Annotated in this window: 17 protein-coding genes; 4 read left to right on the top strand and 13 right to left on the bottom strand. The window is 38.7% G+C overall.

From position 1 onward, the window contains the following. Positions 1 to 82: 82 nt before the first annotated feature. The 9 genes from V6668_RS07930 to V6668_RS07890 form a co-directional block, all read right to left on the bottom strand. A complete protein-coding gene (locus V6668_RS07930; protein WP_036610570.1) occupies positions 83 to 718 on the bottom strand; it encodes an AAA family ATPase in 636 nt (211 codons plus the stop codon). A gap of 81 nt (positions 719 to 799) precedes the next feature. Beyond that, a complete protein-coding gene (locus tag V6668_RS07925; RefSeq protein ID WP_036669362.1) occupies positions 800 to 1,030 on the bottom strand; it encodes a hypothetical protein in 231 nt (76 codons plus the stop codon). 172 nt (positions 1,031 to 1,202) lie between these two features. Next, a complete protein-coding gene (locus tag V6668_RS07920; RefSeq protein WP_235193760.1) occupies positions 1,203 to 1,637 on the bottom strand; it encodes a DUF4279 domain-containing protein in 435 nt (144 codons plus the stop codon). Positions 1,638 to 1,741: 104 nt separating this feature from the next. Further along, a complete protein-coding gene (locus tag V6668_RS07915) occupies positions 1,742 to 2,071 on the bottom strand; it encodes a hypothetical protein (RefSeq protein ID WP_156946089.1) in 330 nt (109 codons plus the stop codon). Between the two features lie 264 nt (positions 2,072 to 2,335). Next, positions 2,336 to 2,644 carry a hypothetical protein gene (locus tag V6668_RS07910; protein ID WP_036669359.1) on the bottom strand — a complete coding sequence of 103 codons (309 nt, stop codon included), beginning with the start codon at positions 2,642 to 2,644 and terminating at the stop codon, positions 2,336 to 2,338. Positions 2,645 to 2,774: 130 nt separating this feature from the next. Next, on the bottom strand, positions 2,775 to 3,461 hold the full coding sequence (locus V6668_RS07905; protein WP_036669357.1) for a hypothetical protein: 687 nt from the start codon (positions 3,459 to 3,461) through the stop codon (positions 2,775 to 2,777). A gap of 281 nt (positions 3,462 to 3,742) precedes the next feature. After that, positions 3,743 to 4,213 carry a GNAT family N-acetyltransferase gene (locus tag V6668_RS07900; protein WP_338708090.1) on the bottom strand — a complete coding sequence of 157 codons (471 nt, stop codon included), beginning with the start codon at positions 4,211 to 4,213 and terminating at the stop codon, positions 3,743 to 3,745. Between the two features lie 165 nt (positions 4,214 to 4,378). Next, positions 4,379 to 4,984, bottom strand: coding sequence for a hypothetical protein (locus V6668_RS07895; RefSeq protein WP_036669352.1), 606 nt, complete (start codon positions 4,982 to 4,984; stop codon positions 4,379 to 4,381). A 330-nt stretch (positions 4,985 to 5,314) separates the two neighbouring features. Beyond that, on the bottom strand, positions 5,315 to 7,036 hold the full coding sequence (locus tag V6668_RS07890) for a helix-turn-helix domain-containing protein (RefSeq protein WP_036669350.1): 1,722 nt from the start codon (positions 7,034 to 7,036) through the stop codon (positions 5,315 to 5,317). Positions 7,037 to 7,339: 303 nt separating this feature from the next. Here V6668_RS07890 and V6668_RS07885 point away from each other — a divergent pair, with 303 nt between their 5' ends. The 4 genes from V6668_RS07885 to V6668_RS07870 all read left to right on the top strand — a co-directional run bounded on the left by V6668_RS07885 (position 7,340) and on the right by V6668_RS07870 (position 10,085). Next, complete coding sequence (locus tag V6668_RS07885; protein WP_036669347.1) at positions 7,340 to 7,468, top strand: epipeptide YydF family RiPP; 129 nt, start codon at positions 7,340 to 7,342, stop codon at positions 7,466 to 7,468. Positions 7,469 to 7,739: 271 nt separating this feature from the next. Continuing rightward, a complete protein-coding gene (locus tag V6668_RS07880; protein ID WP_036611077.1) occupies positions 7,740 to 8,687 on the top strand; it encodes a YydG family radical SAM peptide epimerase in 948 nt (315 codons plus the stop codon). Beyond that, on the top strand, positions 8,684 to 9,430 hold the full coding sequence (locus V6668_RS07875) for a hypothetical protein (RefSeq protein ID WP_036610592.1): 747 nt from the start codon (positions 8,684 to 8,686) through the stop codon (positions 9,428 to 9,430). Before V6668_RS07880 ends, V6668_RS07875 begins: the two co-directional genes overlap by 4 nt. Before the next feature lie 19 nt (positions 9,431 to 9,449). Continuing rightward, on the top strand, positions 9,450 to 10,085 hold the full coding sequence (locus tag V6668_RS07870) for an ATP-binding cassette domain-containing protein (RefSeq protein ID WP_338708089.1): 636 nt from the start codon (positions 9,450 to 9,452) through the stop codon (positions 10,083 to 10,085). Positions 10,086 to 10,859: 774 nt separating this feature from the next. Here the strand turns inward: V6668_RS07870 and V6668_RS07865 are convergent. From V6668_RS07865 to V6668_RS07850, 4 genes are all read right to left on the bottom strand, one after another. Next, positions 10,860 to 11,189, bottom strand: coding sequence for a hypothetical protein (locus tag V6668_RS07865; RefSeq protein WP_036669343.1), 330 nt, complete (start codon positions 11,187 to 11,189; stop codon positions 10,860 to 10,862). A gap of 45 nt (positions 11,190 to 11,234) precedes the next feature. Continuing rightward, a complete protein-coding gene (locus V6668_RS07860; RefSeq protein ID WP_338708088.1) occupies positions 11,235 to 12,011 on the bottom strand; it encodes an IucA/IucC family C-terminal-domain containing protein in 777 nt (258 codons plus the stop codon). A gap of 1 nt (position 12,012) precedes the next feature. Further along, entirely contained in the window at positions 12,013 to 13,053 is a 1,041-nt protein-coding gene (locus tag V6668_RS07855; protein WP_338708087.1) for an iron-siderophore ABC transporter substrate-binding protein, read from the bottom strand. Positions 13,054 to 13,457: 404 nt separating this feature from the next. Next, a complete protein-coding gene (locus tag V6668_RS07850) occupies positions 13,458 to 13,685 on the bottom strand; it encodes a hypothetical protein (protein WP_235193759.1) in 228 nt (75 codons plus the stop codon). Positions 13,686 to 13,687: the final 2 nt, after the last annotated feature.

Here is a 13,687-nt window from a genome sequence, read left to right as displayed (position 1 = left end):
TTCTTTGATCGCAGTATTTGGTCAGTTATCCAAGACACAGCTAGAATAGCTTTGAGATCTGATATCAAAAGCCACACTAAGATTAAGGAGTAGTACTCTTGTAAAAATCAATTACTCTATCAAAGATTTCGATCTCTCGTTTTTTTATGTCCGGTAATGTCTCGCTATGCTTTACAATATGATGTATATTATCTGCTACAGTCTCTGCTTTATGAATCCCTACATATCCTGGTACCAGTTCATTAAGATAATGGAAGTATCTCATTTGAGGTTCAATCATGCGCAGATGTTTATCAAAATTTCTTCTGGATCTTGTCTGATCCATCTCCTTTCGCTTGCGCAGCTCATCTTCTTCAGCCCAGAACAGTACATAAGCATCCGGTAATGATATTTCATTCTTCAATAACTTCTCTCTAAAAAAGTTCGCTGTTTCATCTAAAGATAGGTGCTCATAACCATATATCCAGCTGTACCAAATCTTAAATACATCGCCATCCAAAATCACATACTCATGTTGTTGATTCTTCTCATATGCTATATGCCATCTATCGATTTGTCTCTCCAGCAACCACATCATAAGTTCCTTACCGTCAAGTTGAGGAGATTCAAAAAGAAGCCCTGTTTCTGGAACAATAAATGCATCATATTGTGTAGCGAACTGCTGACAAGTGGTACTTTTACCTACAGAACTGGCACCTTCGAGACAAATTATCGTCATTCAATTACCTCCAAATATTACTCACAAAATGATTAATCAACCTTCACTGGCTCTTAAGCGATCATGTTGAATTTCATTAGACTATGTACTGTAGATTTCTTTGATCTTTAGCCAAGTTTCATACCAGAATGTTTTTCTTTTAAGAGGTTTTATTACCTTAATCTCGACTTCTTTTCGTTTCAAATAAACCGTGCCACCCTCTTCAATGAGTCTATCGCCAAATGAAAATACAATATTCTTGCAGTCTTTGTGATACTGGTTCTCTCTTGTTTCTGACCACTCCGCTTTTTCAATAGAATGTCGTTTTCTCATTATTTAAGATCCTCCTTTAAGAAAAACACCACTATTTTCAGCAAAAAGGATACCTGTCACACATCATAAACACTTTGTTATCCGATATTGATGAGCCTTAAGGTTCGTTTATTCCTACATAATGTTATCTGATGTCCATTCCTTCAAAGCGTGTCTTACAAACTTTATTTTCTTATTCCAATTTTTCATCATTATATGGATTTGCATACAAATCAACATCAATTTCAGCATGAATCATATTAACAAATTCAATAAAATCAGAATCGAAATAAAGAGCAGGCGTTTTCCCCTCTTCTATTCTTATTACAATGAAAAATTTTGTTCTTAATTGATGTTCAATTCGAATCGAGTTGATCTCTTTTACTTTGTTTCTTAACATATCGACTACTTTTATTAATTGGTGATTTACATCTAATGATTCTTCATAATCCGTACCTAATGTCCATGATGTTTCTTTTATTCGATGCTTTTTGTTAATTATGTCGCCTTTGTAAGCCGTATTGGTAGGTTCGATTCTAAGTATTGAAGTTACATGATTCGGATCGAATTCATCCCCAAATAAACAAAAATAGGCCATCACTTTGGTTTTGTCTTTCAGGAGTTTCACCTCTTTAAGAATTGATGTATGGATCTCTCCTACTCCAACTCTTTTAATACAATTGCACATAACCTTTGGTGTTTACGAGCCCGAGAACCCTAACTGACCAGTAATTATTCTTGTTTCCATTGATGTAATTCGTGTAGTTTACCAGTTTCATAAAAATACTTTAGTACTTCAAGCATGGGTATTAATTCTATACAAATGTTATCGCAATAATTTCCTAACTGACCACCAATCACTAGAGAAATTTCACTATTTCCCCGCTTATCGTTCATAAGCGTATATATATGTTCATCCATTGTAATAGACACTACAAAATATTCCGGTCCGCCTCCAACTAATGCTGAACCTGTGTCAGATACCTCAAAAAAAACTAATGTAAATTTATCTCCATCGAGTTTTCTCAAAAAACGTAAACTGTCTGCCCATGTAGGTTTCATAACGATCTCTTCATTAAATGTGGTCCCATTCCGTTCATCAATGCTAATAGAGGTTATCATTTTTTTCTTTTTATCCTTTTTAGATCATTTTATTGGTTTAGATCCTCCAACATAAATGTTTCACTATAGATTTTACGCAGCTCAGTTGAGTTATCATGCCACTGAATGAGCTTACCATTGATGATCTGCAACAATACCTCCAGACACCTATGTCACCCAGCGTGGGTATTCACTGCCCATGATTCTTACAACTTCGTTCATTCATCACACATATCCATCTTCAGGTTCACCAACATCAAAACCCAACACTTTTGACGCTTCCAACTTAAATGTTTCTATCCAAGATATCCATACATCGCTATTCATCTGTGCATAAAATGATAATCCACTAGGCTCAACGGATGCTTCAATGAAAACATCATCCTCTTCAGTTCCAAACCAATATGGAATTCCACTTTTATAACCAATCCACCCTGGCATACTCTCATATACTTTAGAAACTTTATCCCATACCTCAACAGGCAGGTCATACCTTATATTTAGGTTGCAATTATGAGAGTTTATGTTGTTCATTACACGCTCTCCTTCTACCTTAGACGTATATCAAAATTCATCCTCTATTTTTATGTAAAGTACTACAACTCTTCCACCACTTGCTCAAAGTTGTATCTCTTGGTCCTTATAGACTTTTTTCGTTTATCGTTTACCAAATATCTTCTCCCTTTAAGATTTCTTTCGTAGGCTGGTCTACAGCTAACCAAGTAGAAATATCCTCTTCTATTTTTCTCTTCCATGCTATTAAAAAATGTACTTGGCATATCTGGTGGGAATTAATCTCTGTCATAGATACTTCAATGCCTTGATCAGAATGTAAGACAAAACTACACTTCTCAAAAGCAGAGTTCAAAGCAAGAGATTTAGGAGTCCTATCACCTTGGTTTCTTTTTCCCATTATCAGTGGTTCTTCTTGGGTTCCTATGTGTAAGCGGTACTGTTCATTCTCATATTCGACAGCTTCAAGATTTTCTCCCGTGTCAGATCCGTAATCTTCCCAGCTGTATCCCTCTTTCCACAAAGCAGAAAAGCTACAAGTGCTTATCTGATGATATGCATTGGGTTTGATTCTAAATACGGCTCCCCAGCATTCGTCTACTTCCTGAGGTGAAGAAAGATTGTGGTTCAGATTACAGAGCACTAACTCGCAATCAAACGAGTCGTAGTAATATTGGTAGAGCAATCCGCCATGTTTGAGCTGAGTACAGTGAGTAGGAAAATAACATTCGCCAGAGGCAGCAAGTGAAAGTTCAATTGTTCCAAGAGGCGTATATATTGAAGGTTTTATAAGATCAGTATCTTGAATTAAAGCTTCTTTTCCACGAAAAAGCTTCATTATGTCCCTCCTTATAGTCTTTCACTTAAGCGTCCAGAACTAAACATAAGCGGTTTTAGGAAAAAACCTCTTTTCAAATTTTGATTTATTAATTTCTGGAATGTTCCAGCATCACGACGCCCCCCTTTAGATAGCCCTTATCTTAGGGAATGGATGTACCTGCTAATCCATTCCACAGAAATATTACGGGCAGATCAAAGGGCGCAAGCCCCTACGCGGGAATATGATATTATACGAAACCAATTTTAATTTAATTTGAACTTGTATATTCTGAAATTTTGTCAAGTGGCCCTCTTGCTATCGCATAAGACTACAGAGGTCTCAATTTGTCTTTCTGGAACATTCCAATAGGTATTTAATAGCTTTTTCTTCTCATCAGGTGCTACCAGTTTAAAACCATTCTTTAAGTAAAATTTCTTAGCCCATTCAGCTGAGTCCCATGTCCCTATTAAGATCGGTTTATTTGTTAAAGCCACCATATGAGTTAAAAGCTTCGTACCTATTCCGCTATTCCGTTGGTTTGTTCGTACATATGCGTGTCTAATTAAACATACATCACCCTTATCTTGAATTCCCATAACTCCTAATAATTGATTTTTTTCTTCAAACCCCCAAAATACTACACCATCGTTCATTTCGCACTTTAGCTCTTCCAATGTCATATAAGGCTCATGATACCTATCGTCAGGAATTACTCCTTTGTATGCCTTTGCTGCATCATTAATAATCTGATACATTACATCCGTATCCATGCTTTTACACAATCTAATCACGTAATTGGCCTCCTTATGGTTTGATGTCGTTTCGTAGATGCTAACCCACCACCGGCTTAAAAGCACCCGAAAGGGTGCTGCTACATGAGCACAGTTAGTTGGTGCGGGGTTATCCGCCTATATCCATAGTCTCTCACGAACTCATTATAGATTGTATTTCATTTTCATTCTTTCATATAACTTATAATCCGTATTTCGATTTACAATCTCTCCAATTAACTCTTTCCATCTGTTTTCAATCCACTTAGGACTTTGTTCTTTCAGAATATCCTCGTTAAATTGACTATCAATATACTCCAAATCTTGTTTAAGCACTCCAATATCCTTAATCAGTTGATTTCTCGATTCTTTTTCTAGCGATATCTTATTCGATAAAATTTCGCCTATGATTTCTACTCTTATATGCGTATACATATCTCTAAACACATTATAGATTAAATAAGTTGATGATAATTGATCTTCCCTGAAGTCGGATTTCAGAAAGACAAATGATTCTTCACCAACTTTCAAAGATACCGCCACATTTCCTAAGGCATGTATGACTGTTTCCTTCGAAGAGCCGTCCTCTAAGCTTTTTATCACATTATCTAAATTAAAGATTGATTCTTTTATACCCATTTGAGTTCCATGATTTAGTTTAACCGTGTATTCAACTTCTTGATTATCTTTGTACGCTTTGAATTGATAGTTGAAGTACATGCTTATTACCAATCCAACCATTAGTATGATTATTGCAATATTTTTTCTCATTAAGTCACCTCCTACTTGTGCCTGAACTACGTATATGATAACCCATATTGTTACAATTGCGAAGGTGAATTGGCTAATAAGGGAGATTTATTAGTTTTCTCAACCCCTTATCCAATCGATCCAATAGGCTTTGAATACGCTGAATATATGCAGGGTTGTACAGGACGCGAGTATGCAGTGGAACCTTCCGTATAGTAATAAAACAAAAAGGCCCTTCTTTATCCCATGGGGAATCCGACGACCTTCCGATGCATTTGGAACATATCAACTTTAAAAAAGGTAGAGCGTACCAACTTTCGCTGCAAGCGGGCTAGCGCCAGCAACTACCTATCAAGCCAACAACGCCTGTTCAATCTGATCCACTATCCCATTAATACCTGTCGGCCCATAACAACCGATCCATGTTGCGGCATCGACCGAGTGTATGTGCTGGCCTTCATCCGTATCGAGCATCCCCCAGACACGTTGCTCGGTCGCAGATATCCCATCCTGCATAAACTCATTACTCAGCAAAAAGTAGTGGCTAGCCTGTACTGCAGGTAATCTCTCAACCGAGATATGATAGGCCGTGTCGGTGGTATCTGCCACAAATAACGGAACGGGCAGACCCAGATCCCGGTACAACACAGCGCCTGTGCGATGAGCAGCAGAATGGACGCGCACGAGGGAATCGAGTGGACGAATCAATGCCACACTTTTTCCTGCCAGTACGGAGGACAATTCCTCGGATAGCAAAGCTGTTCGGCGATGATAATCCGCGATAATCTGCTTGGCCTCTGCTCGCTTGCCTGTCAGTTCACCGAACAGACTTAGAATGGTCTGCCAGTTTTCGTTACGCTTGAACATGAGTACTGGAGCGATTCCACTTAACAGTTCATGGTGCTGATCATGCACCTCGGTGCAAATAATCAGATCCGGTGCAAGTCGCTCTACCGCCTGGAGATCGGGGTATTCATACGTACCAAGTAATGCTGTATGCTGGAGTCCTGACCGGAGTGATTGAGGGAACGTTAACACGCTACTTCCAAGTCCGACACTTCCTACCGGAGACAAGCCCAGTGCAAGCAAATGATCAGCATATTGCACATCGAGGACAGCTATACGCTGTGCTATTTCGGTGACGGTGTACTCCCCGCGCATATGGCAGATGACCGGGCCTTCGGCTGATTCATAGGAAGAAGCTGTGCGATGTTGCAGCAAAGCATTCGCATAGTCTGCATCTCTTCTCGAAGCGGCGGCATGCCGGTAATGTAGCGGTGGGACGCCATTATATTTTTTAAATGCCCTACTGAAATAATACATGTCGCGGTAGCCCATTTTTTCAGCAATTTCCCCAATGGACGCATCCGTATGACGCAGCATGCGTGAGGCACTTTCCATACGCAGCTGAATGACGTATTCCATCGGTCCAAGCTGCTTCTCTTGTTTGAATCGTCGCTGCAGCTGTCTTACACTACAGCCCGCCAGGGCTGCCAGCTCTTTTAGCTCCAAGTTTTGACGATAGTGCGATGTGATATAAGAAGCGACTACATCCACCATGTCGGACTCCGCTCCCCCTTGACCCCGTTCATACTCCATGATCAGCTCGTAGATCATTCCTTGAAGCAAAGCGTTGGCATAGAAACGTTCCAGTCCTTCACCGCGGCGCCATTTGACAACGATTTTTTCGGCGTTTTCGATCCATTCCGCATGGGTTGCCGAGTTTTGAACAAATGACCTGCGCAGCGGGTGCTTGCGATATGAAGGCACAACAAGAGAGGCACCCTCTATGGAAGAAGCCTTGTACATAATGACAATATAATGAATGTCCTCTGATCTGGCCGTCAGCGTAAAGGATGATCCCTTCACCACATGACAGGCAAAAGAAGCTCCAATGTGGCTACCCTCGCCATCCATTGCAAGCTCCCCTTCCCCTCCATATGCCAGCAGCAGCACATTTGAAGTTAATTCAGTTTCGCTAAGAACACTGCCTGTCTGCAAAGTACCGCTATACCCGTCAAGCATCTTGATCGTTGTATCACTCCATAGACTTGTCTGTTCTTGCAGCGGCATTTTTCTCATCTCCTGACAATCACATAGGCATAATCATTGCTGTTGTTATTGTAGTTGAGATTCTTTCTCATTGTCAATTTTCGGACTCGGCACACCTCTTCGTCATGCAGCTCAGGCAAAGCAATGGTCAGAACACTATGAGGGAAACGAATATTCAGTTGTTAGGCGAAGATTCAGCAATGTTGATCAAAGTCTCGTTAATCCCCAGCAGTATCCAATCATTTAATAGGTTTCACATATTTTTAACTTGTCTGTATAACAATTACATGTATAATGGTGGTAATTAGAAGGAGGTGAATACATATGAAAAAATTAGAGATTAAAGAATTGATTTCTAAATCGGAGAAACTGGCTAAAGTTAATGATATGTGGTATTTTGTCAGATCTGGAGAGGGTGCTTGGATTGTAGGTTCAGGAGGCGGAAGCAAGTAAAATGTCTTTTCTGAATCTGTGAATTCCATAAAAGCTAAAACTCAAATTAGTGGTTGAGTCATCTAAAGCTCCAAGCTTCTTCATCAATTTTGATACATACGGGAATTACTCATGTGAGCTCTGGCACAATTTGCGCCTGAAGACTGCCAACCACTAATTATGGGGTCTGGCTACTTTATTAGGAATTATTTAGTAGGAATTTCGAGCGACTGTGTATGAAATAACGCTTTTACATCTCACTTCATTTAAGAACGGTAGAAAGGAAATGTTCATGTATAACAATGCGGTCATAAACCTGGGAGCGAAATGTAACGCAGCCTGCGCTCATTGCTGCTTTTCTTGTTCTCCAGCCTCGACTCAGTCTATGGAGCCAAATTACATAAGACAACTTGCCCATGAATTGGCTGAAAATAAAAAAGTAAACTTGATTTCATTCACAGGTGGAGAAATTTTTTTGAACTATCCATTTTTACAAGAGCTATTAGAAATTATAAAACCTCATCAGAAGAGAATCACCCTTATTAGTAACGGCTTTTGGGGTATGAGTAGAAAAAAAACAGAACAGTATTTTAACGACATGGAGTATTACAATGTGACCAATCTAACAATAAGTTATGATGAATTTCATGAACCATACGTTAAAGCAGACGCCATTAAAAATATACTGGAATGTAGCAGAGACTTCTCTAATACGAGCGTGGCGCTAAATATGGCTGTAACAAAAAGTAAAATGTCTAATCGTATATTAGAATATATGGGAGAATCTTTGCTTGGGATCAGAGTGACAAAGTTCCCACTCATGCCAGTTGGAGAAGCAAAACATGAAGAACCGGACAGCTTTCAACATATTTATAAACTCAGTAACGAAAGGAGTTTGCATTGTCCTGGATTTGAAGTCGTGTATCATTTTGATGGTCAAATATATCCTTGTTGCTCGCCAGCGGTATTTGATACCAAATTGCATTTGAGAGAAAGTATGGATCAAACGTTTGACAGAACCATTGAAAAATTAAACGCCAATCTTCTATTTTACATTATGAGAAAGGAAGGGTTTAAATGGTTTATTGATATAGTTCAGAGCAACCCTGAATTTAATCATATTAAAATTCCGGAACAATTTTCATCAATATGTAACATTTGCAATATTTTATTTAAAACGGAAGAGAATATTGATTTGTTAACACCATATATGATGAATTACTACGAGAATATGGTATGAAGCAGTGTTTTACGTTTGAAAACGAAGAATATGAAATTTTTGTAGAAAACGAAGTCTTTGTTAAAGATAAGTGCAAAAAAGAATTTTATAAGACAAGTATTATCCATTTAAATGAAACTTTAAAGGAGCAGTTGACCGAATATAAGAGTAAAATTAATTCTGTGAATTTCACCATTTATATCACAATTTTTTTAATACTACTTGTGTCTAATCTTTATTTTATTCATTTTTTCGGTTATAAATTCCCTGGGTTTGAACATAACCTGAAAAACTATTTCATTTTTGCTTCTTACATGATTTTTAATGTCTTTATTCATGAGCTAGGCCACATAAAATCCATGAATTTTTTTGGGCGGAAGCATAATAAAGTTGGATTCAAAATGAACTTTTATGTTTTTCCTTCTTTTTATGTTCAACTAAACGATATTTATATGTTATCCAAAAAAGAAAAGCTCATTGTTCATTCAGCAGGTATTTACATAAATTTATTCATTATTTTAACGTTCCAGATCATCAATACGTTATTCTTGAAAATGGATATGTTGTCGGTATCATATATTTTCTTCTTTTTAGCATTATTATGGAATGTGATCCCCGTGTTGAACTCTGATGGATATAAAATTTTACTTACACTCCTAAATAAAGATGAATTTGAAAACTCTAAGAAAAATCATTTGATTATTAAAATAATTCAGATTATTGGAGTTTTACTAGCTATACGTTCAGTATTATTGTGGTTTTAAAAGAGGAGGAATTCATGCCATGGTTTTAGATATAAGTGGCTATACGTTAAGAATCAAAAATAATCTCTTGCTTGATCACGCACATTTACATTTTCAATCAGGGAGTGTCAACCATATTGTAGGGAAGAACGGTGTGGGGAAATCCAGATTGGCGAAAGACTTTATTCTAAATAAGAGCGGTTTTTTCCCGAAACAACTATCCTCAAATCTAACCGTAATCTCAAGTTATTCTAATATACCTGAAGATATTTCCGCAAAATTGCTTTTTAAGATATTAATTAAAAGATATGATCGGATGATGTTGGATCAGCTTAGTGATTTATTGAATATTGAAAATATACCATCCAACATTCTCATTAAAAATTTAAGTGATGGACAGAAACAGAAGCTTAAGCTGGTATCATTTCTTTTAGAAAATAAAGAGATTATCATTCTGGACGAGATCACTAATTCTCTTGATAAAAAAACAGTCAATGAGATTCACCAATTTCTTAATATCTATAGCAAGCAGCATTCAAACAAAATCATATTAAACATCACTCACAATTTATCAGATCTCAAAAACATCGAGGGAAGGTACTTCCTCTTTCAAGACAAAAAACTAGTGCAATACGAGGACAAAGATCAACTAATAAAAATATATATTGAGGACTAGTGACTATGATTGAATTTGCAAAAAGCCTATTTAATAAAGTATTTATGTTTCTGGCACTTATTTTTGTATTGTCGTTCTTAATCGGTTGGTTCCTTCCTATTGGAATTGATAAAGTTACATCTCTAAGTTATCGAGAGTATCTCTTCAGTACGTATACTGTGTTTACTCAATTTGGATTTTTAATGTTCTCGTTTATCATTGCATTCTTCGTTAATAAAGAATACTCTAATAAAACCATTCTGTTTTATAGATTATTATCGTATGACAGTCTTAGATTTTTTTTGAATAAAGTTGCTGTACTTTTTATGGAATCGCTTATTTTAATTACAATATTACTTTCATTTGTATCTATGATGTACAAGGATTTTAGCCTGTTTTTTCTTATGGTGTTTTTGTTGACGTCTGTAGTCACACAATATATCCTCATTATTGGGACAATCAGTTTGCTTTCATCTAACATCTTGATGAGTATTGGTTTAAGCATCTTATACTGGATATTAGGTGTCGTTTTAGTAGCTAGTTCTGATAAATTAACATATGTTGCTGTATTCGACGCTTCGAATCTCCTTTATTCCCATATTGACCAAGTGTTTGTACAAGGGAGCAATTTCATTTCTCTAAGTAATGTATTAACGGTTATTGTCTATAATGGTATCTTATTTGTAATGAGTGTTCTGATAAGTAAACTGATGAACAAACGTTGGTTAAAGCTTGGAATTGACTAAAAAGTTGATGTACAAGCTGGACTTTGTGGCAATCTGATATCAACTCTTTTTACACCATTATATGGATAGTCCCATCAAAACATAAAGGTTGCGTATTTCTGAACCCTAACAGTTTTCTGCTGTGATTCCTCTCCGAAACTGATCTGGCCGTCAGCGTAAAGGATGATCCCTTCACCACATGACAAGCAAAAGAAGCTCCAATGTGGCAACCCTCGCCATCCATTGCAAGCTCCCCTTCCCCTCCATATGCCAGCAGCAGCACATTTGAAGTTAATTCCGTTTCGTGTAAAACGCTACCTGTCTGCAAAGTACCGCTATACCCGTCAAGCATCTTGATCGCCGTATCACTCCATAGACTTGTCTGTTCTTGCAGCGGCATTTTTCTCATCTCCTGACAATAGCAAAGGTAAATTTGTTGCTGTTGTCATTTTAGTTGAGATTCTTTCTCATTGTCAATTTTCGGACATTTGAGACAATATTCGCCTGACATCTGGTAATAGAAACAGCAGGTAATTCGCTCGCTTTTGGCAACATGCACATTGTCCTTACAATCGGTGAAGCGGGTTAACGGATTCTTCCTCTCACCAAACACTTCCCCGGATGCCACCTGCGTCAGATATGAAAAGTCCTCTCGAATGATCTTACTTTCCTGCTCAGTCTCGGCTTCATCAGGAGCGAATAGTCGGCCGATACGTACCATGATATTCTCCCAGAGAATACTCATCGAAAGTGGCGCAATCGCAGCAAGCGTCTTTAACAGCGGTGTAAGTTGTACTGCAAACATCTCCTCGACCACCTTTTCCCGCCACACTGCCCTGTCTCCCGTTAGTCCTTCAGCCTGAAGTCCATTCACCGCTAGAAAAGGAAATCGTGTACCGCCCTCATGATCTGAGAGCGCTGGATGATAGAGAAAGCTGTTTTCAAGCTGAAAGGTAACATGCTGATGATGAAAAGTCATCGCGGTCACGAGCGGAGTCGTCCATAGATAGCCAAGCCGCTTGGCTAACATAGAAGCTGCGACTTTCATGTCTGGTGCATCGATATAGTTCTGAAACCAGCGGATATACTCTCGACACGCCTCTTCGTCATGCAACTCACTCAAAGCAATGGTACGGACACTATGATCAGGCGGCTCACCAAGCAAAATCGAATGATCCTCTACCGTCTCTTTCCATAAGTCTGTCGAGAGATATCGGTTCATATTAGTTCGATCCGAGTAGGGCTTCTGCTGCCTGATCGACAATCAGATTAATCGCAAGCGGTCCATAATAAGCGATCCAAAGTGTTGAGTTTACGTCATACGTAAGGTTATTTTTAACAGCATCAAGGGACTTCCACACTGGATTAGTCAACATAGCCTCGGCTTCTGCCGCAAACAGCTCATCCGACAGGACAAAATAACGATCTGCCCCGATCTCAGGCACTTTTTCCATCGAGATTTCTACGGAACCATCTTCATTAATCTCCTGTACCAGAGCAGGCATTTTCAGCCCCAAGTCATTGTACATAATACCGCCAATGCGGTGCTCAATACCGTGAACACGAATGCCTTCTTTTCTCGGACGAATAAGAGCTACCGTTTCATCGCCCATCTTCTCCGCCAGCTTAGCCTTCAGTCCAGCAACTTTCTCTTCATAGGCTGTACGCACTTTCTCCGCTTCGTCCTGCTTATCTGTAATCTTAGCAACTGTGGCTAACGTATCACGCCAGTCTTCGTAGAAGTCCAGTACGAGAGTAGGTGCAATTTTGCTTACACTCTCATACTGCTTCTCCTGGAAATCCGTCATAATAATCAGATCCGGGTCCAAGGCTACAATCGCTTCCAGATTAGGCTCGTCCCGTGTACCCAGAACCTGTACATCACTCGGCTGATCGCCTAAGTATTCTGGATAATCGGTATTACCTCCAGCGATAACACTGCCAGCCGGCTTCTCACCAACCGCTAACATTTGATCCAGAAACTTAACATCAAGGACTGCAATTCTCTGTGGTTTTTCGTTTAGCGTCAGCTCACCCTTCATGTGTGTGATCGTTACGGGAAAAGCTCCGTCCGTCTGCGTTTCCGCATTCGCAGCTGTCTCCGCTGGCGTTGCCCCAGATTGTTTACCGCTATCTGTACCTGTTGCGGCACCGCAAGCCGTCAGGACAAGAATAAGGGCCAACATCAAGCCCATGAATAATCGTGATTTGTGAGCAGCATATGCCTTGCTTCCGGCAGCCTGCCTCTTTGTTCCTTGATTCATGATGAATCCCCCTTATGTATAATACTGATAATGATTTTCATTATCGAAACATAAAGAGAGTATATACGATCTACGCATCGCGTTACCATGTACTTTTGCGACATTTGAGCCGGACTAATGCGACATGGTGCGGAGAAAGGCAATAGCTTCTTGGAAGAAAATAAACCATGCTTCTTGTGCTCAAACCGGAGAACGGGCAATCGGTTTCATGGCAGCGAATCGTGCTTATGTTTAGTGTTGGTTACGGATTAGAGTAATGGGATAAGAGCATAATTCAACTGTTGAAAAGCGCGTAGGATCTAGAACAAAAAAACCCAACAAAATTTGTTAGGTAAAAACCACTTGTATATGTATCTTATTATCCGAAACGCACTATAAATAGGTCTCATTCATTACTATAATTTTCAATAATGTAATTCTAATATTTTCAGATCAATTATAAAATTTTGTTGTTTCAGAATATCCAATCCGAGAAGCCCTTTATGTTCTTTAGGTAATATGCCTACATCTATTTCTATATTCCCAATGCTTTTTGTTCCTATTTCAATCCTGTCCATGACTTTGGTGTAGAAAGGAATACTTCCTCCAATCCCGTATGCTTCATATATCGAATCGCCGGTTTCATAGGTCACAC

Origin of the sequence: Paenibacillus amylolyticus, assembly GCF_036894225.1 — a bacterium.
GTDB classification, from domain to species: Bacteria; Bacillota; Bacilli; order Paenibacillales; family Paenibacillaceae; genus Paenibacillus; species Paenibacillus amylolyticus.
Note: the sequence above shows the minus strand (reverse complement) of the source record. Positions and strands in the feature narration are given on the sequence as shown.